Raw genomic sequence first — 23644 nt, forward strand, 5'->3', positions numbered from 1 at the left:
TGAGGGCAACAACGCGCACCGAGTCCCGGTATTTCTCCCAAAATCCCTCCCCCTCCCCCTCGCAATCTATACTTAACCCTTTGTGATTGTTGCTTTCGGAGGGACTCGTGCCATACATCCTGCTGTTTTTGCTCGCCCTTATCAGCGCGCCGCTGCATGCGGTAACCATCCCCGGCGTAACATCGACCACCAGCGAAACCGCCGCCAGCGAGCCCGATGCCGCGCAGAAAAAAGCGGCCTATTCTGCGCTTGCCGATGTGCTGGAAAACGACGCGTCGCGCAAAGAGCTGATTGGACAGCTACGCCACGCTGCCGCCACGCCCCCTCCGGAAGCCGCGCCGACCCTGACGCCTCCGGATGTGAAAGAGGAAAAAACGGTTCTGGAGAACGTGACGGATGTGACGCGTCACTACGGCGGCGAGTTCTCTACCCGTTTCGCCCAGCTATGGCGCAACATCTCTACCGCGCCGCATAAACCGTTTCATACAGCGACCTTCTTCAATGCGGTGACTCATTTTCTGATGCTGGCGACGCTGGTCTTTGCTTTTTATGGCCTGGTGCGCCTTTGCGCCCTGCCGCTGTACCGTAAAATGGGGCGCTGGGGGCGGCACAAGAACCGCGATCGCAGCAACTGGTTGCAGCTTCCGGCGATGATCACCGGCGCGCTGATTATCGATTTACTGCTGCTGGCGCTGACGCTGTTTATCGGTCAGCTACTGAGCGACAATTTAAATGGCGGAAACAGCACCATCGCCTTCCAGCAAAGTCTGTTCCTCAATGCCTTTGCGTTGATTGAGTTTTTCAAAGCCTTACTGCGCCTGATTTTCTGCCCGCGCGTGCCGGATCTTCGCCCCTTTGCCATCACCGACCAAACCGCGCATTACTGGAACTTACGCCTTAGCGCGCTGAGCAGCTTAATCGGTTACGGGCTGGTGGTCGCCGTGCCGATTATCTCCAACCAGGTCAACGTACAGGCGGGCGCGATGGCGAACGTGGTCATTATGCTGACCATTACGCTGTGGGCGTTGTATCTGATTTTTCACAACAAAAAAGCGATTACCGACGGCTTACTACAAGTTGCCGACCGCTCGCTGGCGTTTTTCAGCCTGTTCATACGCGCGTTTGCGCTGGTGTGGCACTGGCTGGCGAGCGCTTACTTCATTGTACTGTTCTTCTTTTCCCTGTTCGATCCGGGCAACAGCCTGAAATTTATGATGGGCGCGTCAGTGAAAAGCCTGGCGATTATGGGGATCGCCGCCTTTATTTCCGGCATCCTGTCACGCTGGATAGCCAAAACCATCACCCTGTCGCCGGAGACACAGCGTAATTACCCGGAACTGCAAAAGCGGCTTAACGGCTGGTTATCCGGCGCACTGAAAACCGCACGCACGCTGGTTGTCTGTGTGGCGGTCATGCTGCTGCTCAGCGCCTGGGGCTTGTTCGATTTCTGGAGCTGGCTGCATCAGGGAACGGGCGAGAAAACGGTGGATGTGCTTATCCGCATCGCCTTAATTCTCTTCTTCTCCGCTGTCGGCTGGACGGTGCTTGCCAGCCTGATTGAGAACCGACTGGCCTCGGATATTCATGGCCGACCGCTGCCCAGCGCACGCACACGTACGCTTCTGACGCTGTTCCGTAACGCGCTGGCGGTGGTGATCAGCACCATCACGGTGATGATTCTGCTCTCTGAGATAGGCGTTAACATCGCACCGCTATTGGCCGGTGCCGGGGCGCTGGGCCTGGCTATTTCGTTCGGTGCGCAAACCCTGGTGAAGGATATTATTACCGGGGTATTTATTCAGTTTGAAAATGGTATGAACACTGGCGACCTGGTGACCATCGGGCCGCTCACCGGTACCGTTGAACGAATGTCGATTCGATCGGTGGGCGTTCGCCAGGATACCGGGGCGTATCATATTATTCCGTGGTCCTCTATCACTACCTTCGCCAACTTTGTGCGCGGCATTGGCTCCGTGGTGGCGAACTACGATGTTGACCGCCATGAAGAAACAGAGAAAGCCAATCAGGCCCTGAAGGATGCGGTGGATGAGTTAATGCAGATGGAGGATATTCGCGGCCTGATTATTGGCGAACCGTCGTTTGCCGGGATCGTCGGGCTCACCAATACCGCCTTCACGCTGCGCGTCACCTTTACCACGCTGCCGTTGAAACAGTGGTCGGTGCGCTTTGCGCTGGACAGCATGGTGAAAAAACACTTTGATCTCGCGGGCGTGCGCCCGCCGGTGCAGACTTATCAGGTGCTACCCGCACCCGCGAACACGGCCCCGCCGGATGCGGGGCTACCGCCCGCGGAACCGACGCTCTAACGTTTACGCGTCAGGAAGCGACGGCGCTGCTCGTCGTTCATAAAGGACCAGGCAATGAAGCGGCTCTGCTTCTGCCCCTGGGCCATCTCTTTTTTCACCACTTTTACCGCGCCGACATCCGTCAGTGCGCGGTAAAGTGGCGGCAGGTTTTCCCCTTTCGACACCAGCGAGGTAAACCACATCACCTGACGCGCGTAGTCGCGGCTTTCGGCAATCATCTTCTTGATAAACGCCACTTCGCCGCCTTCACACCATAGCTCCTGCTGCTGACCGCCAAAGTTCAGCGCATCGTTACGATCCTGGCCGAGATTACGGCGCTTACGCTCACCACCGGCGCGCGCTGCTGCGGCGGAGTCATGGAATGGCGGGTTGCACAGCGTGGCATCGTACTGCTCATTCTTATGGATAATGCCGTTGAACATGGATTCATTATCTTTCTGACGACGCAGGCGGATCATACGAGTCAGTGACGGGTTGGCGCTGACAATCGCCTGCGCGCTGGCAAACGCCTCGGGATGTGTTTCACTGCCGGTAAAACGCCAGCGGTACTCATGCGCGCCAATCAGCGGATAAATACAGTTTGCGCCCACACCGATATCCAGCACATTCGCGCCCTGCACCACGTTACCGCTCTCATCGGTCAGCAGATCGGCCAGATGGTGGATGTAATCCGCTCGCCCCGGAACCGGCGGGCACAGGAAACCGTCAGGAATATCCCACGAACTGACGCCATAAAAATGCGCCAGCAGCGCTTTATTCAGGGTCTTCACCGCCTGCGGATCGGCAAAGTTAATGGTCTGCTCACCGGCCGGATTCAGGGTGATAAATTCACGCAGTTCCGGGCACGATTGGCACAGTGCGGTAAGGTCGTAGCGATTATGGTGACGGTTACGCGGGTGTAGACCCGGTTTTTGGGCATTCATGACTTTCTCCTGTCTTAAGCGGCGTAAGATACCCGTTGACGGCGGCGCGGTAAATAAGGGAGTCTGGAATACCTTTGCAAATAACAGGTACGCTATGTATTTCTATGAACCCTCACAGGGACACGGGCTGCCGCATGACCCGCTCAACGCCATCGTCGGGCCGCGCCCAATCGGCTGGATATCCTCACAGGATGCGCAGGGAAAACGTAATCTCGCGCCATACAGCTTCTTCAACTGCTTTAACTATCGCCCGCCGATTATCGGCTTTGCCAGCAGCGGCTGGAAAGATAGCGTGCAGAATATCATGGAAACCAAACAGTTCGTCTGGAACCTGACCACGCAGGATCTTGCCGTCGCCATGAATGAAACCTCTGCCACGTTGCCGCACGGGGAAGATGAATATGTTCGCGCGGGCTTAACCGCCGCACCCAGCCGTCTCGTTAACGCCCCGCGCGTGGCACAGAGCCCGGTCAATTTTGAGTGTCGGTTATCGCAATGTATCCAGCTAACCTCAGCCGACGGCGCAGCCATTGACACCTGGCTGGTGCTGGGCGAAGTGGTCGGTATTCATATCGCTGAGTCCCTGCTCGAAGAGGGCATCTATCAAACAGCCCGGGCAAAACCGGTGCTGCGAGCCGGCGGGCCCTCCGCCTACTACACCATCGATGAAGCGCATCGCTTCGATCTCATCCGCCCGGACGCGCGCCGATAGCTTTAAAATCAGCCACTTGTATGTGGCTGATTTGTCAGTATTTCGTCAACTTTTTTCATTCAAAAAAACCACCTGTCTTGCGCGATTTTTTGCGGATAAAGCCTCTTCACCACCGCCTACACTTACTGGGTTACCCCGTCGTAACTGGAGGATGTTCTTATGAAGAAGAGTCTCGCCCTGCTTGTCGCAGGCGCGTTTGCCGTCGTTACCTTCTCTGCCGTCGCCGCTCCGCAACCCCTTGATGGTGATAACACCGGGCAACTCCGCCCAGCCGGTACGGTTTCAGCCTCAGGTGCCAGCTCGCTTGACGATCTGGAAGCAAAACTCGCGGAAAAAGCCCAAAAAGAGGGGGCAAAAGGGTTTGTGGTTGAATCTGCAAGCGGCAATAACAAGATGTTTGGTACAGCGACCATTTATAAATAATGGCTTCACACATCCACTTCCCTGCCCGATAGCGCCCGCTTCGGGCAGTTTTATTTCTCCCCGCTTTACGCTGTTTTTTTCTGCTGGCAGAAGAAAGTCCCCTCGTACTCTGCGCCTTATGTATAAAAAAAGGAGCAAATGTAAATTATTGTATTTATTTTTCCATAAATGAGTGTTAGAAAGTTACGCGTTTGATAATGCTTCTCACAATCATTATCAAACGTATTTGTAAAACCTGCCGTGACCAGGGCAAAGAAGTGCCCCGTTGTCATCGTAAAAACAGCTCGTTAAAAATTATAAGACGCTCATTAATATGGATAATAATCGCAATTTACCGTTCAACAGCTTTAGTTCGCTCACCTTCTTTACAGGTCTGTGTATCGGCTTAACCCCGGTTGGTCAGGCCGCCGCCGCAGACAGTAAGGATCAAAAACCCGGCGATACCTTGGTGGTGGAGGCGCAGGCCCCTTCCCTCTACGCGCCGCAGAAATCCGCTGACCCGAAATTTAGCCGCCCGATTGCAGATACTACGCGCACCGTTACCGTGATTTCCGACCAGGTGTTAAAAGATCAGGGCGTCAATAACCTGACCGATGCGCTGAAAAACGTGCCGGGCGTGGGCGCGTTTTTTGCCGGTGAAAACGGTAGCTCATCGACGGGTGACGCCATTTATATGCGCGGTGCGGATACCTCGAACAGCATTTATATTGATGGTGTGCGTGATATCGGCAGCGTCTCGCGCGACACGTTCAACACCGAGCAGGTGGAAGTGATCAAGGGCCCGTCGGGCAGCGACTATGGCCGCAGCGCACCAACTGGCTCGATCAATATGATCAGCAAACAGCCGCGCCTGGATTCCGGGATCGACGCCTCCGCCAGCATCGGCAGCGCCTGGTTCCGCCGTGGCACGCTTGATATTAACGAAGCGATCGGCGAAACCTCCGCCGTGCGTCTGAACGTGATGGGCGAGAAAACCCACGACGCGGGTCGCGATAAAGTCCAGAACGAACGCTATGGCGTTGCGCCCTCCGTGGCCTTTGGATTAGGGACGGAAAACCGGCTTTACCTGAACTACCTGCACGTTACCCAGCACAACACCCCGGATGGCGGTATCCCGACTATCGGTCTGCCGGGCTACTCTGCGCCGAATGCCGCCACCTCCGCACTCAACGGTTCCGGCAAGGTGAACACCAGCAACTTCTACGGTACGGATTCCGATTACGACGACTCCACCACCGATACCGCCACTATGCGCTTCGAGCATGATTTCAACGACACCACGACGATTCGTAATACCACCCGCTGGTCGCGAGTGAAGCAGGATTATCTGATGACGGCGGTGATGGGTGGCGCCAGCAATATCGGCATGCCTGACCCGAACAACGTGGGTAGCTGGACCTGGACGCGCACGCCAAACACCAAAGACGTGAGTAACAAGATCCTCACCAACCAGACCAACCTGACCTCGAAGTTTTATACCGGTGCGGTCGGTCATGATATCAGCACTGGCGTAGAGTTCACCCGCGAGACGCAAACCAACTATGGCGTGAACGCGATTACCGCGCCGCCGGTGAATATCTACAGCCCGAACAGCAATATCAACGTCGGCAGCCTGCACCGTAACGGCGCGAACGCCAACGGCCAGACCGATACCTTCGGCATCTACGCCTTTGATACGCTGCAAATCACTCATGATTTTGAACTGAACGGCGGCATTCGTCTGGATAACTACCACACCGAATACGACAGTTCGACAGCCTGCGGCGGCTCTGGCCGTGGTGCGCTGACTTGCCCAACCGGTACGCCAAAAGGCTCGCCGATCAAAACCGTTGATACGGCGAAATCCGGCAACCTTGTGAACTGGAAAGCCGGTGCGCTCTATCACCTGACGGAACAGGGCAATATCTATGTCAACTACGCCATTTCCCAACAGCCTCCGGGCGGCAGCAACTTCGCGCTGGCGCAGGGCGGGACCGGGAATAGCGCCAACCGTACTGACTTCAAACCGCAAAAAGCGAAAACCAGTGAAGTGGGTACCAAATGGGAGCTGTTTGATAAGCGCCTGTTGCTGACCGCCGCGCTGTTCCGCACCGACATCGAAAATGAAGTTGCTGAGAATGACGACGGCACCTATTCGCAGTACGGCAAAAAACGTGTCGAAGGTTATGAGTTGTCCGTCGCGGGTAACATCACCCCGGAGTGGCAGGTGATTGGCGGTTACACTCAGCAAAAAGCATCGATTCAGGAAGGCGCAAATGTGGCGCAGGATGGAAGCTCTGCCCTGCCTTACACGCCAGAGCACGCATTTACCCTGTGGACGCAGTATCAGGCAACGAGTGATATCTCCGTAGGCGCAGGCGCGCGCTACGTGGGCAGCATGCACCGTGGCAGCGATGGTGCCGTCGGTACGCCGTCCTACACCGAAGGCTACTGGGTTGCGGATGCCAAAGTGGGCTATCGCATCAACAGCAATCTCGATTTGCAACTGAACGTCTACAACCTGTTTGATACGGATTACGTCGCCTCGATTAACAAGAGCGGCTACCGTTACCATCCAGGCGAGCCGAGAACGTTCCTGTTAACGGCGAACGTGCATTTCTAATCACATTGCCGAAGCGCTGCGCTTGTCTGATAAGCGCAGCGCATCAGGCAAGGAGAACCTCATCATGATGTACCACATTCCCGGCGTACTGACCGCCGATGAACTTCACCAGATGGCAGAGGACCTCGACCGCGCGACCTGGATTGACGGTCGTGCAACGGTTGGCGCACAGGGTGCGCAGGTGAAAAACAACCAGCAAATAGACACCCAGAGCCCGCTCTACGCCACGCTTCAGGCGCGAGTTCTGGCCGCACTGAATCAGCACTCACTCTTCTTCGCCGCCGCGCTCCCCAAAACACTCTCCAGCCCGCTGTTTAACCGCTACCAGCAACAAGAAACCTATGGCTTTCACGTGGATGGTGCGGTCCGCAGTCACCCGCAAAGCGGCTGGATGCGTACCGACCTCTCCGCCACGCTCTTTCTGAGCGACCCGGAAAGCTACGACGGCGGCGAACTGGTGGTAAACGATACCTACGGCCAGCATAGCGTGAAGCTCCCGGCGGGCGACCTGGTACTCTACCCTTCCAGCAGCCTTCACTGCGTAACGCCCGTCACGCGCGGCGTGCGCATCGCGTCATTTCTGTGGATCCAGTCGATGATTCGCGACGATAAGCGCCGGGCAATGCTGTTCGACCTCGACCGCAACATTCAGACGCTGAAATCCCGTCATGGTGAGTCCGAAGAAGTGCTGTCGTTGCTCAATCTTTATCACAACCTGCTGCGCGAATGGTCTGAGATTTAGGCCTTGCCTGTACGCGAGACGCCCCCATATTGAGTATAATTAGCTCAATAAATAATCAGGAGGTGGACAATGGCTTCAGGTTGGGCAAATGACGGTGCTGTGCAGGATCAAATCGACAGCACCATTGAAGATGCGGTGGCGCGGGCAAGAAGTGGTCTGCCGAAGGGCGAAAGCGCCAAATTTTGTGAAGAATGTGGGGAACCGATTCCAGAGGCACGTCGGCTGGCTATTCCGGGTGTCCAGCTGTGCGTGAACTGCCAGCAGGAGAAAGATTTACACAACTCTACATTTGCAGGATATAATCGCAGAGGATCGAAAGATAGCCAGCTTCGTTGACAGTTCTCTACCTGAAAATACAGCGCAAACGGTTATCTTTACGACCACCTTTTTCGGCTAAATAAGTAGCAAAAAGTGCCTTAAATCATCGAGCAGGTTATTATCCCCCTCCGAAACCATTCGTTGCGAAAATAATTTATTAATAATCAGTAAATTAATACTTATTCAAAATTATTGATGAAGGTCATCAATTCTCTTCGATTTATTCTTTCGCAATAAAACGTGATACTCATCACATCGACAGAACATCGTCCCCTAACAAATAACCTGCGAGAGATTGAAAATGAAAACTATCAAATATGCTGTTGCTGCTATTGCCCTTTCTACCCTGTCCTTTGGTGCTTTCGCTGCTGAAGCGGTAAGCGCGGCTCAGGCTCAGAACATGAACAAAATTGGTGTTGTTTCTGCGGAAGGCGCATCGACTCTGGATGGTCTGGAAGCAAAACTGGCTGCGAAAGCAGAAGCGGCTGGCGCATCTGCTTACAGCATCACCTCTGCTAACACCAACAACAAAGTTAGCGGTACTGCGGTTATCTACAAATAACCGAAAGAATTAACTGCCAGAAGTTGTACCCCGCCAGCTTAACCCACTGGCGGCTGCTGTAACCCTCATTGAACTTGTTGATACCCTTTTTGACGCCCGGCATGCCACGCCGGGTTTTTTTTTGCCTTTTTCCCGGCGATTAGTAGGACTCCGCCACCTTCGCCAGCCCCGCGTCCAGCGATGCGACTTCCCCTGCCGCCAGCAGGCAGCATGCCATCTGGATTTTCAGCGATTGCGGCACCGGCTCGCTTCCTGCCACGCAGCGCTCAATCCAGCGAGCGGTCACTTGCGGATCTTTTCCTTCAGGCAAGGCTTCATTTGCTGTTTCCGTCTGCCGTTCGCTCACAATGCGCGTACCTTGCGCATCGATCAGCGTGATTTGCGGGCAACGTTGCGGGTTAGCGTACACTTCACCTTCTGTACCGTGCATCAGCAGTCCACGGCCCCCGATATCCGAGAAGAATTTCGCAACTTTCCCTACATATTCCGGATGTGAAACGCTCGACAAGCGCAGCGCGGCATCTTCGGCAAACGGCGTGGCCAGCTTCGCCAGGGTATGCGCACTGTTACGCACGCCCATCCGCCAGCGCATAGAAAGCTGTTTTTCCAGCGACGGACACAGCGCGCCAACCGGGATATACACCGGCTGATGGCCATCAAGTTTAGCCTGCGCCTGCCCGGCATGGCGGGTAGGTTCAATGCCCAGCAATTCAAAAATGGTTTCGCTGATAACCCGGGTCGGGTCTTCGCTCACCCCGTGTACCACCACCGGGAAGCCAATTTTGTGCAGCAGAATAGCCAGCAGAGGCGTCAGGTTGGCCTGTTTACGCGCGCCGTTATAGCTTGGAATGACAATCGGCATCGGTTTACCCACCGGCGGCTTAAGGCGCAGAGTGTGCTGCTGCATCGCCTCATAGAAGCCCAGCATCTCTGCCTCACCTTCCCCTTTAATGCGCAGCGCAATCAGGATGCCGCCCATTTCGAGATCCGGCACATCGCCATTCAGCATGTGGGTATAGAGACTGCGGGCGGTGTCCTGATCGAGGTCGCGGGCATGGTTTTTACCCCGGCCAATCTCTTTAATCACATTGCGTAAATCCATCAGATGCTCCTTGTCCGGTGTCGCGTGCCGATTAGCGTTTTTTGCGACGGGTCGTTTTGGCTTTGCTTTTTACTTTAACATCGGGCACCGGGGGTTGCTCAATAGGAAATACCGGTAGCGCATTTAACAGGCGCGGGCCGTAGTTTTTGGTCAACAAACGCTTATCGTATATCACCACTTCGCCCCAGCAGCCGTGGCTACGAATGAGTCGCCCCACCTGCTGAATCAGGTTAAACGACGCGCTGGGCAGGCTTTGCACTTCAAACGGATAACGGTTCAGGCTTTTCAGCCATTCGCCTTCGGTAATGACCACCGGGCTATCGATGGGCGGGAAGGCGATTTTATGAATATGCACCTGGCTTAGCAGCTCACCTTTTAAATCGAGCCCTTCTGCAAATGATTGTAGCCCGACCAGCACGCTGCGCTCGCCATTTTCGACGCGTTTACGATGGTGCTCCACCAGCCGATAACGCGGTTGGTCGCCCTGCACCAACAGCAAAAGGCGCAAATCGGTCACGTGCTCCAGAAAACGTTGCATCGCGCGGTTGCTGGCGAACAGCACCAGCATGCCTTTATGTTTTTTACTTTCCAGCTCCTGGCGGAAATAGGCCGCCATTTCCGCAATGTGCAGCTCTTCATTTTCCATCAACGGCTCGTAGCGCATTTTCGGAATCACGATTTTGCCCTGCTCAACGTGGTTGAACGGCGAGTCGAGCGCCACGAAGCGGTCGCCCGCTTTCTCTTTCAGCCCGCTCATCTCCTGCAAACGCGAGAAACTGTTGAGAGACCGCAGCGTCGCAGAGGTGACCACAATGTGCGGCACGCTGCGCCACAGCAGGCGTTCCAGCTGATCGCTGACGCGGATACCCACGCAGTTAAACCACAGATGCATCTGACCATCACGCGTGTCGCGCGTCGCCCACTTAGAGACCGGTGCGCCGGAGGCCTGCGCCAGCGACGCCAGACGCCAGAGCTTACTTTGCGCCTCAAACATGCCCAGTGCACGGTTCATTTGCAGGATAACGCGATGCAAACGCACGATATCGTGCGAACCAGTTTTCTCGCTGAGATCGTTTAAAAACAGTTCCGCCAGCCCACGCAGCATCTCGGTGAGTTTTGCCAGCCGCTGGACAATTTCCATGATCTCCTCCGGTAGCTCGCCCATCGCAAAGCGGTGTTCCGCTTCCTGGGTCGCCGGAAGATATAAATTCAGAATGTTATTGAGTGAGGCAATCAGCTCGTAAAGTTCTTCACAGTGAGCAGTCAAACGCTCCGGGATAGCCAGCGGCGGCGTGGTTTTCGGGCGAAACTGCTCCATGCAGGTCGCCACCAGCTTGACGAAAAGATCGAGTTGCAGGCGATACCAGGGCGCGGTAATTTCCGCGCTCATCTCCAGCGCATCGCGTGCGACATCCGGCAGATGATGGCCTTCATCCAGCACCAGCAACAGATTTTTTGGCTCCGGCAGCACCGCTTCGCTTTCCATCGCCGCCATGACCAGCGCATGGTTTGCCACCACCACTTCCGCTTCCTGGATCTCGCGCCGCGCGACGAAGAACGGGCACTCGCGATAATAGAGGCAGTTGCGGTTAAGGCAGCTTGCTTTATCGGTGCTCAGACGTCGCCACAAATCATCGTTAATCGCGATATCCGTGTGATCGCGCAGGCCGTCCCATTTATAGCTGTCGAGGTCGGCCTTCAGTTTCGCGCAACGCTTCTGCTCTTCCTGATTGTTCGGCGTAAGGTCGTCATCCAGAAACGCGAGCAGATCCTGCTGATTGGGCTCGGTACTCGCCAACCCGTTGAGGTTACGCGGGCAAACGTAGCGCCCGCGCCCAAAGGCGGCGGTAAACTTAAGGTCGGGGATAATTTTGCGCAGTAGCGGGAGATCTTTACTGTAGATCTGATCCTGCAACGCGATGTTGGCGGTACTGACCACCAGCGTTTTTTGCTCTTCCCTGGCAATGGCAATGCCGGGTATGAGATAAGAAAGGGTCTTCCCGACGCCGGTCGGCGCTTCGATAGCCAGATGCCGCCCCTCTTCCCCGGCGAGCGTTTTTGCCACGTCAGCAATCATCTGCCGCTGCGGCGCGCGGGGAATAAAGTCCGGGATCTGTTCCTGAAGCGCCTTATACCAGGCGGCGATTTGCGCTTTCAGCGCAGCGGTCAATGCCATGAGAAAACCTGAAATACTGTATAAACAGCCACTATTGTGGCACTTTCTTACGCGGGCGGCAAAAAATAAAGCCTGGCTTGCGGCCAGGCTTCAGAAATTGGCTTCAAGGCAGAGGCGCTACGCTCATCCACCCTGCAAGGCGTGAATCGTTATTGCGCAGCAGACGGTTTACGCGGGCGACGGCGACGCTGCTGTTCGCCTGCCGGTTTGGCATCGCCAATGCGGCGAGACTGTTTCGGTTTAGCGTCAGATTTCGGCGCGCCACCTTCGCTGCGGCGTGGCTGTTGCTGACCACGGCCCTGGCTTTGGCCCTGCCCTTGCGGACGACCACCTTGCCCACGACCGCCGCCGTTGCCGCCGCGCTGCTGGCGGCCGTTCTGGATTGGTTCCGCTTTGATGGACGGATCTGGTTCGTAGCCCGGCAGTGCAATACGCGGGATCTCTTTTTTCAGCAGTTTTTCGATATCACGCAGCAGTTTGTGTTCATCAACACAAACCAGCGACAGCGCTTCACCGGTTGCCGCCGCACGGCCGGTACGGCCAATACGGTGCACGTAATCTTCCGGTACGTTTGGCAGCTCGTAGTTAACTACGTGCGGCAGTTCTTCGATGTCCAGGCCACGCGCGGCGATGTCGGTTGCCACCAGCACGCGGATATCGCCGGATTTAAAATCAGCCAGCGCACGGGTACGCGCGCCCTGCGATTTATTACCGTGAATAGCCGCACTGCGAATGCCATCTTTATTCAGCTGTTCTGCCAGGTGGTTTGCGCCGTGTTTGGTACGGGTAAAGACCAGCACCTGACGCCAGTCGCCCTGGCCAATCATCTGTGACAGCAATTCCCGTTTGCGTTTCTTATCAACGAAATGCACGTGCTGCGTCACCTGCTCGGAGGCAGTGTTGCGGCGCGCAACTTCGATTTCCAGCGGGTTATGCAGCAGCTTTTCTGCCAGCGCTTTAATGTCGTCGGAGAACGTCGCAGAGAACAGCAGGTTCTGACGCTTGGCCGGCAGTTTTGCCAGCACGCGTCGGATATCGTGGATAAAGCCCATGTCGAGCATACGGTCCGCTTCATCCAGCACCAGAATTTCGATGCCGTCGAGTTTCACGGCGTTTTGATGTTCGAGGTCCAGCAGACGTCCCGGCGTTGCCACCAGCACATCGACGCCACCGCGCAGCTTCATCATCTGCGGATTGATGCTCACGCCGCCAAATACCACCAGCGAACGAATGTTCAGATACTGGCTGTATTCACGCACGTTTTCGCCAATTTGCGCAGCGAGTTCACGGGTTGGCGTGAGGATCAGCGCGCGCACCGGGCGACGGCCCTTTGCATGCGGCTGAGTGGTAATCAGATGCTGCAACAGCGGCAGCGTAAAGCCTGCTGTTTTACCGGTGCCGGTTTGGGCGCTGGCCATCAGGTCACGGCCCTGTAATACCGCAGGAATTGCTTGCTGCTGAATGGGGGTGGGTTCGCGATAGCCAAGCTCAACAATGGCACGCAAAATTTCAGGGCTAAGCCCCAGGGAATCAAAAGACATAATTACTCCACACCCACCCCGACCGCATGCGGTGTAGTTTTCGAGGGGATTACAAACCAGATAATGACAAAAACCACAATGTCATGAAGGGCCGGAGTGTAGCAGCTTTTGTGACCTGGCGCATAAAATATCTCGCCAGCCAGGTGGCCTGCGAGGCGGTGAATATTCTGTGTTTTCGCCGTTTTTTGCGTATGTGACTGGACAAGCTCAAAATTCGGACATAATGTTAATCAATCGATTGATTAATTTTCTGTGACGCGATGAATACGACTCCCATCACTACCAAAGGCGAACAGGCCAAAAGCCAGCTCATCGCCGCCGCACTCGCTCAGTTTGGCGAGTATGGGCTGCATGCCACCACCCGCGATATCGCGGCGCAGGCCGGGCAGAACATTGCGGCGATAACCTACTACTTCGGCTCAAAGGACGACTTATACCTCGCCTGTGCCCAGTGGATTGCTGATTTTATCGGCGAGAACTTCCGCCCGCACGTGCAGGCCGCCGAGGCGCTTTTCGCCCAGCCGGAGCCCGATAAAGCTGCCATTCATGAACTGATTTTGCGTGCCTGCAAGAACATGATTCTGCTGCTGACCCAGGACGATACGGTCAACCTTAGTAAGTTTATTTCACGTGAACAGTTCTCGCCCACCGCCGCCTATCAACATATCCACGATCGGGTGATTGCGCCGATGCATACGCATCTTACGCATCTGATTGCCGCCTATACCGGGCGCGATCCGCACGACACGCAAACCATCCTGCACACGCACGCCCTGCTCGGTGAAATCCTCGCGTTCCGTCTGGGACGCGAGACCATTTTACTGCGCGCCGGATGGGCCCGTTTTGATGACGAGAAAGCGGAACAGATTTTCCAGGTGGTGAGCTGCCACATCGATTTCATTTTGCAGGGACTAACGCAAAGGAGCCTGAAACAATGAAGAAACCGGTCATTATTGCACTGGTGCTGGTGCTAATTGTTACCGCCATTGGCGGAACCTGGTGGTATCAGAGCCGCCAGGACAACGGGCTGACGCTCTACGGCAACGTGGATATTCGCACCGTCAATATGAGTTTCCGCGTCGGTGGCCGTTTACAGTCATTAACCGTGGATGAAGGCGATGCCATTAAAGCCGGGCAAACGCTGGGACAGCTCGATAAAGCGCCCTATGAAAATGCGCTAATGCAGGCGAAAGCCAATGTCTCAACCGCCCAGGCACAATATGACCTGATGATGGCGGGCTATCGGGCAGAAGAGATTGCCCAGGCCGCCGCCGCGGTTAAACAAGCGCAGGCCGCCTATGACTACGCGCAGAACTTTTACGCGCGCCAACAGGGGCTGTGGAAAAGCCGCACGATTTCCGCCAACGATCTGGAAAATGCGCGTTCATCGCGTGATCAGGCGCTGGCAACGCTGAAATCGGCGCAGGATAAACTGAGCCAGTACCGCGCCGGGAATCGTCCGCAGGAAATTGCCCAGGCGAAAGCCAATCTTGAACAGGCGCAGGCGCAGCTGGCGCAATCGACGCTCGACTTGCACGACACCACCCTGGTGGCACCGTCGGACGGCACGTTGCTTACCCGCGCGGTAGAACCCGGCAGCATGCTCAATGCGGGCAGCACCGCCCTCACCCTTTCGCTGACGCGCCCGGTGTGGGTTCGCGCTTATGTTGACGAAAAGAATCTGAATCAGGCCCAGCCGGGACGAGAAATTTTACTCTATACCGATGGTCGTCCGGATAAGCCGTATCACGGCAAAATCGGTTTCGTTTCGCCCACCGCAGAATTTACGCCGAAAACCGTTGAGACACCGGATCTGCGTACCGACCTGGTTTATCGCCTGCGCATTATCGTGACCGATGCCGACGATACTCTACGTCAGGGTATGCCTGTCACCCTTAAATTCAGCGATGAGTCGCGCCATGAGTGAAGAGATCATCCAGCTCGACGGGCTGGTGAAACGCTTCGCCGGTATGGATAAACCCGCCGTCGCGCCGCTGAACTGTACCATCCACTCAGGTTATGTTACCGGGCTGGTGGGGCCGGACGGCGCGGGGAAAACCACCCTGATGCGTATGCTGGCGGGCCTGCTGAAGCCCGACGAAGGAACGGCTTCTGTTCTGGGGCTCGATCCTATCGAAAACGACAGCGAGCTGCACAGCATGCTGGGCTACATGCCGCAAAAATTTGGCCTGTACGAAGATTTAACGGTGATGGAGAACCTCAATCTTTATGCCGACCTGCGCAGCGTTACCGGTGACGCGCGACAGAAAACCTTCGCGCGTCTGCTGGAGTTCACCGCGCTGGGGCCGTTTACCGGGCGGCTGGCAGGGAAACTCTCCGGCGGGATGAAGCAAAAACTGGGGCTCGCCTGTACGCTGGTGGGCGAACCGAAAGTGTTGTTGCTCGATGAACCGGGCGTGGGCGTTGACCCCATCTCGCGCCGCGAACTGTGGCAGATGGTGCACGAACTGGCGGGTGACGGAATGCTGATTTTGTGGAGCACCTCCTACCTCGACGAAGCCGAGCAATGCCGCGACGTGCTGCTGATGAACGAAGGCGAATTGCTCTATCAGGGCGAACCGACGGCGCTCACCAAAACCATGGCCGGACGCAGTTTCCTGATGAGCAGCCCGGCGGAAAACAACCGCCGTCTGTTACAGCGCGCGCTGAAATTACCCCAGGTGAGCGATGGAATGATTCAGGGGCGCTCGGTGCGGGTGATCCTCAAAAAAGAGGCCACCGCCGACGATATTCGCCACGCACCGGAAATGCCAGAAATCGAGATTAACGAAACCACGCCGCGCTTTGAGGATGCCTTTATCGACCTGCTGGGCGGTGCGGGAACCTCGGAATCGCCGCTGGGCGCCATTCTACATACGGTTGAGGGTTCGCCGGAAGAGACGGTGATTGAGGCCAAACAGCTCACCAAAAAATTCGGCGACTTTGCCGCCACCGACCACGTGGATTTTGCCGTTAAACGTGGGGAAATTTTTGGCCTGCTCGGCCCTAACGGTGCGGGGAAATCGACCACCTTTAAGATGATGTGCGGCCTGCTGGTACCCACATCGGGCAAAGCACTGGTACTGGATATGGACCTGAAAGTCAGCTCTGGTAAAGCGCGTCAGCATTTAGGTTATATGGCGCAAAAATTCTCGCTCTACGGCAACCTGACCGTGGAACAGAACCTGCGCTTTTTCTCCGGCGTCTATGGCCTGCGCGGGCGAGCGCAGAATGACAAAATCGCCCGCATGAGCGAAGCCTTCGGCCTGAAAAGCATCGCCAGCCATGCGACCGACTCTCTGCCCCTTGGCTTTAAGCAGCGTCTGGCGCTTGCCTGCTCGCTGATGCACGAACCGGATATTCTGTTCCTCGATGAACCCACCTCCGGCGTTGACCCCATTACCCGCCGCGAATTCTGGTTGCACATCAACAGCATGGTGGAAAAAGGTGTGACCGTGATGGTGACGACGCACTTTATGGATGAAGCCGAGTATTGCGACCGAATTGGCCTGGTGTATCGCGGCAAACTGATTGCCAGCGGCACTCCGGATGACCTGAAAGCGCAGGCCGCCGACGATGAACAACGCGACCCGACCATGGAGCAGGCCTTTATCACCTTAATCCACAACTGGGATAAGGAGCACGCCGATGCGCAATAGCACCCTTTCCTGGCGACGCGTACGCGCGCTGTGCGTGAAGGAAACGCGACAAATTATCCGCGACCCCAGCAGTTGGCTGATTGCGGTAGTCATTCCGTTGCTGCTGCTGTTTATCTTTGGCTACGGCATCAACCTCGACTCCAGCAAGCTGCGGGTAGGCATTTTACTGGAACAGCAGAGCGAAGAAGCACTTGATTTTACCCACGCTATGACCGGCTCGCCCTATATTGACGCTACTATCAGCGATAATCGCCAACAATTGGTTGAGATGATGCAGGCCGGGCGTATTCGTGGCCTGGTGGTGATCCCGGTGAATTTCGACAGCCAGATGGCGCGCGACAATGAAACCGCGCCAATTCAGGTCATTACCGATGGCAGCGAGCCAAATACCGCCAACTTTGTACAAGGCTATACGCAAGGGATTTGGCAACTATGGCAGGCTCAGCGTGCGGAAGACAAAGGGCAATCATTCACACCACTCATTGATGTCCAGACCCGCTACTGGTTTAATCCGGCCGCCATCAGCCAGCACTTTATCATTCCCGGTGCGGTAACCATCATCATGACGGTAATTGGCGCGATCCTCACGTCGCTGGTGGTGGCGCGAGAATGGGAGCGCGGTACGATGGAAGCGCTACTTTCAACCGAAGTGACCCGCGTTGAACTGCTGTTGTGTAAGCTGATTCCCTACTACTTCCTCGGCATGCTGGCGATGCTGCTTTGTATGCTGGTTTCGGTGTTTATTCTCGGCGTGCCCTATCGCGGCTCGCTGCTGGTACTGTTTTTCATTACCAGCCTGTTTTTACTCAGCACGCTGGGGATGGGGTTGTTAATTTCGACTATTACTCGCAACCAGTTTAACGCCGCGCAGGTGGCGCTGAACGCCGCGTTTCTGCCGTCAATTATGCTGTCCGGGTTTATTTTCCAGATAGACAGCATGCCGGCGGCAATTCGCATCGTGACCTATATCATCCCGGCCCGTTACTTCGTGAGCACGCTACAAAGCCTGTTCCTGGCCGGTAATATCCCGGTGGTGCTGGTGATTAACACCCTGTTTCTGATTGCCTCGGCGGTGATGTTTATTGGCCTGACATGGCTGAAAACGAAACGTCGACTGGATTAAACTTCGCCGGATGGCGGCTACGCCTTATCCGGCCTACACAATTACGATTCGTAGGTCGGGTGAGCGCAGCGCCACCCGACATGAGGACGACACCATGTTTTATCGTTTATGGACATTAATCCGCAAAGAGCTGCAATCGCTGCTGCGCGAGCCGCAGACGCGCGCTATTTTGATTCTGCCGGTGCTGATTCAGGTGATCCTCTTCCCCTTTGCCGCGACGCTGGAAGTGACCAACGCCACCATCGCTATCTATAACGAGGATAACGGTAAGCACGCGGTGGAGCTGACGCAACGTTTCGCCCGCGCCAAAGCGTTCACCCATATTCTGCTGCTGAAAAGCCCGCAGGAGATCCAACCGACCATCGACACTCAAAAAGCGCTGCTGCTGGTGCGCTTTCCGGCGGATTTTTCGCGTAATCTGGATACCTTCCAGCAGGCGCCCATGCAGTTGATTCTTGACGGGCGAAACTCTAACAGCGCGCAAATCGCGGCCAACTACCTGCAACAGATCGTCAAAGACTATCAGCAGGAGTTAACCGACGGCCAGGCAAAACCCAACAACAGCGAGCTGGTGGTGCGCAACTGGTATAACCCGAATCTGGACTACAAATGGTTTGTGGTGCCGTCGCTGATCGCCATGATCACCACCATCGGGGTGATGATCGTAACGTCGCTCTCCGTCGCTCGCGAGCGTGAACAGGGGACGCTGGATCAGCTACTGGTTTCACCGCTGGCGACCTGGCAGATATTCATCGGCAAAGCGGTTCCGGCGCTGATTGTGGCGACCTTTCAGGCCACTATCGTGTTGGGTATCGGCATTTGGGCGTATCAGATTCCCTTCGCCGGTTCGCTGGCGTTGTTCTACTTCACTATGATTATCTATGGGTTATCGCTGGTAGGCTTTGGGCTGCTGATTTCCTCTCTGTGCGAAACCCAGCAGCAGGCGTTTATCGGCGTGTTCGTCTTTATGATGCCAGCGATTCTGCTGTCGGGTTACGTATCGCCCGTGGAGAACATGCCGGTTTGGTTGCAGAATCTGACGTGGATTAACCCGATTCGTCACTTTACGGATATCACCAAGCAAATTTATCTGAAGGACGCGAGCTTAACGATTGTGTGGGGAAGTTTGTGGCCGCTACTGGTGATAGCGGCCACGACAGGCTCAGTGGCGTACGCGATGTTTCGCCGGAAGATCGCCTGAGTTGCGTTTTTTCTCTTTGACTAACAAAGAGACCAACGCTGGCCCGGCGAGGATCGCCAGCCCCGCAAGGGCCAGCAGGAAGTTATTGTGTAACACTCGCGACAGCAGCCATAAGGCGATAATTGCCGCGCCAAAATACCAGGTGGTGGTGAGTTCTTCGAGTACATCGCCCACATCACGCCAGCGCTGTTCACGGTGGCGCTGTAATGCCAGCATCAGAATCACCGTCACGCTGTAGAGCACACACAGGCCCAGGCCGACGCGGACTAATGCACCGCCCATCCAGCCCATAACCAGCACCGCCACAACCAGCAAATGCAACATAATCTGCCAGCAACTTAACCCTGTTGCGACACGAACGCGTTGTTGCCACTTCATGGCTTCTTCTCCTGAAGGATTTTATTTGCCTATTCAGAGTACGCCACTTTACGGAAAATTCCGTATCACCGCATCTTTTTGTGACGCCGACTACACTATTTAGTCAGGATAAAAAAATAACGGGAGCCAAATGTCCGCGAACAGCACGCCTTTTTCGGTAAAAATACTGACAATTAACACCCATAAGGGCTTTACGGCATTTAACCGACGTTTTATTTTGCCGGAGCTTCGCGACGCCGTTCGCACCGTCGGTGCGGATATTGTTTGCCTGCAGGAAGTACTGGGGGCGCATGAAGTGCATCCGCTGCACGTCGAAAACTGGCCGGATACCAGCCACTACGAATTTCTCGCCGACACCATGTGGAGCGATTACGCCTATGGGCGAAATGCGGTCTATCCGGAAGGGCATCACGGCAACGCGGTGCTCTCACGATACCCTATCGAACATTTTGAAAATCACGATGTTTCCATCGGCGACAGCGAGAAGCGCGGATTACTCTATTGCCGAATCGCCCCCCCGCAGCGTGCTACGCCGATTCATGTGATTTGCGTGCATCTTGGCCTCGGCGAAAAACAGCGTCAGGCGCAAATTGTGATGCTGGCCGATTTTGTCAATGCGCTGCCGCAGGGCGAACCGGTGCTGGTGGCCGGTGATTTCAACGACTGGCGGCAGAAGGCTAACCATCCATTAAAAGCAAAAGCCGGGCTGGAAGAGATTTTTACCCGCGCCCGGGGCCGCCCGGCGCGCACTTTCCCGGTCAGTTTGCCGTTATTACGCCTGGATCGCATCTATGTGAAAAATGCTAACGCCAGCCAGCCAACCAAGCTTGCCCTGCGCGGCTGGCGACACCTTTCAGACCATGCGCCCCTTAGCGCGGAGATCCACCTATGAAATGCGCCTGGCGAGAAGGCAACCAGATTACCCTGCTGGAGAATGGCGACCAGTACTACCCTGCGGTTTTCAAAGCCATCGATCGTGCGCAGAGTAAAGTGATCCTTGAAACGTTTATCTGGTTTGAAGATGCAGTAGGTAAACAGCTGCATGCGGTATTACTGCGTGCTGCGAAGCGCGGCGTACAGATAGAAGCGCTGCTGGATGGATACGGCTCCCCTGATTTGAGCGACGACTTCGTCAATGAGCTGACCGAAGCGGGCGTTATTTTCCGCTACTACGACCCCAGCCCACGCCTGCTGGGGATGCGCACCAATCTCTTTCGCCGTATGCACCGCAAAATCGTGGTGGTCGATGCCCGTATTGCCTTTATTGGCGGCATCAACTATTCCGCCGAACATATGTCCGACTATGGCCCGGAAGCCAAGCAGGATTACGCGGTACAGGTTGAAGGCCCGGTGGTACAGGACATCGTGCAGTTTGAGCTGGAGAATCTGCCCGAGAACACCCCTTTGCGCCGTTGGTGGCGCCGCCATCATCGTGCAGAAGAGAACCGCACGCCAGGCGAGGCACAAGCCCTGTTGGTGTGGCGCGACAACGACGAACACCGTACAGATATTGAACGTCACTACCTGCGGATGCTGGCGACCGCCAAACGTGAGGTGATCATCGCCAACGCCTACTTCTTCCCCGGCTATCGTCTGCTGCATGCCATGCGACGCGCGGCGCGACGCGGTGTGCGGGTGAAACTGGTGGTTCAGGGCAACCCGGATATGGCGATTGTCAAAGTGGGCGCGGTGCTGCTCTATCGCTATCTGGTGAAAAGCGGCGTGCATATCTATGAGTACCAGCGCCGCCCCTTGCACGGTAAGGTCGCCCTGATGGACGACCACTGGGCGACGGTCGGCTCCAGCAACCTCGACCCATTGAGCTTGTCGCTGAATCTTGAAGCCAATCTCATGATCCACGATCGCCAGTTTAACCAGACCTTACGCGACAATCTGAATACGCTAATCACCCGTGATTCGCAGCGCGTGGACGAAAGTATGGTGCCTAAGCGCAGCTGGTTAAATCTGGGAATTGGTGTGGTGGTGTTCCACTTCCTGCGCCATTTCCCGGCAATGGCCGGTTGGCTACCGGCGCACACACCTAAACTGGCGGAGGTCCCTCCTCCCGCGCAGCCCGCAATGGAAACGCAGGACCGCGTCGAGCCGGAGAACTCCGGAGCCCGACAATGAAATGGATGAGCAAGTCACAATGGAAGTGGACCAAACGCGCGCTCACCTGGCTATTTCTGGTTGCCGTTGCGGTGCTGCTGGTGCTTTACGCGCGAAAAATTGACTGGCACGAAGTGTGGAACGTCATCCGCGACTATAACCGTCTGGCGCTGCTGGGCGCGGTAGGCCTGGTGATATTTAACTACCTGCTGTATGGCTGCTACGACTTGCTGGCGCGCGTCTGGTGCGGGCATAAGCTGGCAAAACGCCAGGTCATGCTGGTGTCGTTTATCTGCTATGCCTTCAACCTGACGCTCAGCACCTGGGTTGGTGGCATTGGCATGCGCTATCGCCTGTACTCACGGCTTGGCCTGAAACCCGGCACCATCACCCGCATCTTTTCCCTGAGCATCTCGACCAACTGGCTGGGTTATTTATTACTGGCAGGCGTGATGTTTACCGTGGGGGCAATCGACCTGCCGGCACACTGGTACATCAACGATACGACTCTTCGACTGCTCGGCGCGGCGCTATTGGCGACGGTGCTGATTTATCTGGGATTTTGCGCATTCGCCAAAAAACGCCAGTATTCCGTTAAAGGTCAAACGCTGGTGCTGCCCACCTGGAAGTTCGCCCTCGCCCAGATGGCGATTTCCGGCCTGAACTGGATGGCGATGGGTGCAACCATCTGGCTGCTGATGGGCCAGGCCGTTGATTATTTCTTCGTCCTCGGCGTGCTGCTGGTAAGCAGCGTGGTGGCGGTGATTGTGCATATTCCGGCGGGGATCGGCGTGCTGGAAGCGGTCTTTGTCGCGCTACTGGCCAGTGAAGAAATCTCTTCCGGAACAATAATTGCGGCGCTGCTGGTGTGGCGCGTGCTGTATTACTTTATCCCGCTGCTGCTGGCGCTGGTGTGTTATCTGGGGCTGGAAAGCCAGGCGAAAAGGATTCGGGAGAAGAATGAGGAGAAGGCTGGAGGGTGAGAAACGTCCAGATTTAGTCGCATTGCCATTCCTTTTATAATCCATCAGGTTTATCCTGGAGAATTTTCTTTTTATCCACACGACAACAGCAAGCCACTCTCTAACGTCAGAAGTTGATAAGGTGGCAATGGATCGCTGGATATATTATTCAACACGCCATCAATCCATTTCAAGAGCTTTTCATCATCTGATGGCGACAATGAAGCAAAAGCCATTAAATAATTAAAATCATTTTGTATAGATAACGTATCAATTATAAACTTAGAAAATAGATCTTCAGCTGAAAGTACGATTGCAAATTGATAACCATCCGGATGTGTAAGACAGCGATAGTCTGCTGTAATGAGCGCATTCCAGCGTTCGCTGCCTATCCTTCCTGGCAAAAGGACATAGCACCATTGTTCTACGGGCAGTATAATCCCAGGATACTTTTCCTTTAGATTCATCTGAGTTAGTGACATTATTATTTTAACCTCTTCAATTCGGTATTCGAAAGAGGCCCCTTCCTTAAATATTTCCATATTCATTATCTGTACCATGAATTATAAACAGCGGCAGCTTATTGATTGTTGTCATCGCAGGTCATTTAACAATGGTATAATTTTCACCATCCCCACATCCCTATACCCGAACTAAGGAAGGTGCGAATAAGCGGGGAAATTCTTCTCGGCTGACTCAGTCATTTCATTTCTTCATGTTTGAGCCGATTTTTTCTCCCGTAAATGCCTTGAATCAGCCTATTTAGACCGTTTCTTCGCCATTT

Annotated in this window: 21 protein-coding genes; 15 read left to right on the forward strand and 6 right to left on the reverse strand. The window is 55.3% G+C overall.

Annotated features, from left to right (window positions below):
- Positions 1-107 precede the first annotated feature (107 nt).
- Positions 108-2327 (forward strand): mechanosensitive channel protein, encoded by a 2220-nt coding sequence (gene ybiO, locus ACWWFX_RS13760; RefSeq protein ID WP_473224051.1) that lies wholly within the window; start codon positions 108-110, stop codon positions 2325-2327.
- Here ybiO and rlmF read toward each other — a convergent pair.
- The gene (rlmF, locus tag ACWWFX_RS13765; RefSeq protein ID WP_473224052.1) at positions 2324-3250 is read right to left on the reverse strand and encodes a 23S rRNA (adenine(1618)-N(6))-methyltransferase RlmF; all 927 of its coding nucleotides are present in this window, start codon (positions 3248-3250) and stop codon (positions 2324-2326) included. The genes ybiO and rlmF overlap by 4 nt on opposite strands.
- A gap of 94 nt (positions 3251-3344) precedes the next feature.
- Here rlmF and ACWWFX_RS13770 point away from each other — a divergent pair, with 94 nt between their 5' ends.
- The 6 genes from ACWWFX_RS13770 to ybiJ all read left to right on the forward strand — a co-directional run bounded on the left by ACWWFX_RS13770 (position 3345) and on the right by ybiJ (position 8609).
- Positions 3345-3962 (forward strand): flavin reductase family protein, encoded by a 618-nt coding sequence (locus ACWWFX_RS13770; protein WP_473224053.1) that lies wholly within the window; start codon positions 3345-3347, stop codon positions 3960-3962.
- Between the two features lie 159 nt (positions 3963-4121).
- Complete coding sequence (mcbA, locus tag ACWWFX_RS13775; protein ID WP_231827953.1) at positions 4122-4385, forward strand: DUF1471 family periplasmic protein McbA; 264 nt, start codon at positions 4122-4124, stop codon at positions 4383-4385.
- A gap of 313 nt (positions 4386-4698) precedes the next feature.
- Positions 4699-6987, forward strand: a complete 2289-nt coding sequence (locus ACWWFX_RS13780; protein ID WP_473224054.1) for a catecholate siderophore receptor Fiu — start codon at positions 4699-4701, stop codon at positions 6985-6987.
- Positions 6988-7051: 64 nt separating this feature from the next.
- Positions 7052-7729 carry a PKHD-type hydroxylase YbiX gene (gene ybiX / locus ACWWFX_RS13785; protein WP_473224055.1) on the forward strand — a complete coding sequence of 226 codons (678 nt, stop codon included), beginning with the start codon at positions 7052-7054 and terminating at the stop codon, positions 7727-7729.
- 69 nt (positions 7730-7798) lie between these two features.
- Positions 7799-8065, forward strand: coding sequence for a DksA/TraR family C4-type zinc finger protein (locus ACWWFX_RS13790; protein WP_473224056.1), 267 nt, complete (start codon positions 7799-7801; stop codon positions 8063-8065).
- Between the two features lie 283 nt (positions 8066-8348).
- Complete coding sequence (gene ybiJ / locus ACWWFX_RS13795; protein WP_015965230.1) at positions 8349-8609, forward strand: DUF1471 family protein YbiJ; 261 nt, start codon at positions 8349-8351, stop codon at positions 8607-8609.
- A gap of 139 nt (positions 8610-8748) precedes the next feature.
- On the opposite strand, the gene ybiB is transcribed toward ybiJ, so the two are convergent.
- The 3 genes from ybiB to rhlE form a co-directional block, all read right to left on the reverse strand.
- Positions 8749-9711 carry a DNA-binding protein YbiB gene (gene ybiB / locus ACWWFX_RS13800; protein WP_276218234.1) on the reverse strand — a complete coding sequence of 321 codons (963 nt, stop codon included), beginning with the start codon at positions 9709-9711 and terminating at the stop codon, positions 8749-8751.
- A gap of 31 nt (positions 9712-9742) precedes the next feature.
- On the reverse strand, positions 9743-11887 hold the full coding sequence (gene dinG, locus ACWWFX_RS13805; RefSeq protein ID WP_473224057.1) for an ATP-dependent DNA helicase DinG: 2145 nt from the start codon (positions 11885-11887) through the stop codon (positions 9743-9745).
- 149 nt (positions 11888-12036) lie between these two features.
- On the reverse strand, positions 12037-13428 hold the full coding sequence (gene rhlE, locus ACWWFX_RS13810; protein ID WP_015965239.1) for an ATP-dependent RNA helicase RhlE: 1392 nt from the start codon (positions 13426-13428) through the stop codon (positions 12037-12039).
- A 260-nt stretch (positions 13429-13688) separates the two neighbouring features.
- Here rhlE and cecR point away from each other — a divergent pair, with 260 nt between their 5' ends.
- From cecR to ACWWFX_RS13835, 5 genes are all read left to right on the forward strand, one after another.
- Positions 13689-14366 (forward strand): transcriptional regulator CecR, encoded by a 678-nt coding sequence (cecR, locus tag ACWWFX_RS13815; protein ID WP_473224058.1) that lies wholly within the window; start codon positions 13689-13691, stop codon positions 14364-14366.
- A complete protein-coding gene (gene hlyD, locus ACWWFX_RS13820) occupies positions 14363-15355 on the forward strand; it encodes a secretion protein HlyD (protein ID WP_473224059.1) in 993 nt (330 codons plus the stop codon). The genes cecR and hlyD overlap by 4 nt, the downstream gene beginning before the upstream one ends.
- A complete protein-coding gene (locus tag ACWWFX_RS13825; RefSeq protein WP_276218243.1) occupies positions 15348-17087 on the forward strand; it encodes an ATP-binding cassette domain-containing protein in 1740 nt (579 codons plus the stop codon). Before hlyD ends, ACWWFX_RS13825 begins: the two co-directional genes overlap by 8 nt.
- On the forward strand, positions 17077-18210 hold the full coding sequence (locus tag ACWWFX_RS13830) for an ABC transporter permease (protein ID WP_473224060.1): 1134 nt from the start codon (positions 17077-17079) through the stop codon (positions 18208-18210). The genes ACWWFX_RS13825 and ACWWFX_RS13830 overlap by 11 nt, the downstream gene beginning before the upstream one ends.
- Positions 18211-18304: 94 nt before the next feature.
- Complete coding sequence (locus ACWWFX_RS13835) at positions 18305-19411, forward strand: ABC transporter permease (RefSeq protein ID WP_149464490.1); 1107 nt, start codon at positions 18305-18307, stop codon at positions 19409-19411.
- Here ACWWFX_RS13835 and ACWWFX_RS13840 read toward each other — a convergent pair.
- Positions 19373-19789 (reverse strand): YbhQ family protein, encoded by a 417-nt coding sequence (locus ACWWFX_RS13840; protein ID WP_015965245.1) that lies wholly within the window; start codon positions 19787-19789, stop codon positions 19373-19375. The two genes, ACWWFX_RS13835 and ACWWFX_RS13840, sit on opposite strands and share 39 nt — an antisense overlap.
- A gap of 130 nt (positions 19790-19919) precedes the next feature.
- On the opposite strand from ACWWFX_RS13840, the gene ACWWFX_RS13845 reads away from it, so the two are divergent.
- From ACWWFX_RS13845 to ACWWFX_RS13855, 3 genes are read left to right on the forward strand one after another with little or no spacing between them, the layout of a single operon-like run.
- Positions 19920-20681 (forward strand): endonuclease/exonuclease/phosphatase family protein, encoded by a 762-nt coding sequence (locus tag ACWWFX_RS13845; RefSeq protein WP_473224061.1) that lies wholly within the window; start codon positions 19920-19922, stop codon positions 20679-20681.
- Positions 20678-21919 (forward strand): cardiolipin synthase ClsB, encoded by a 1242-nt coding sequence (gene clsB, locus ACWWFX_RS13850; protein WP_276218253.1) that lies wholly within the window; start codon positions 20678-20680, stop codon positions 21917-21919. The genes ACWWFX_RS13845 and clsB overlap by 4 nt, the downstream gene beginning before the upstream one ends.
- A gap of 5 nt (positions 21920-21924) precedes the next feature.
- Entirely contained in the window at positions 21925-22881 is a 957-nt protein-coding gene (locus ACWWFX_RS13855) for a lysylphosphatidylglycerol synthase transmembrane domain-containing protein (RefSeq protein ID WP_473224062.1), read from the forward strand.
- Between the two features lie 71 nt (positions 22882-22952).
- Here ACWWFX_RS13855 and ACWWFX_RS13860 read toward each other — a convergent pair whose 3' ends face one another.
- Positions 22953-23408: a hypothetical protein gene (locus ACWWFX_RS13860; RefSeq protein WP_473224063.1), complete on the reverse strand. Its 456-nt coding sequence runs from the start codon at positions 23406-23408 to the stop codon at positions 22953-22955.
- Positions 23409-23644 lie beyond the last annotated feature (236 nt).

This window comes from Pseudocitrobacter sp. 2023LY-00077 (assembly GCF_055796175.1).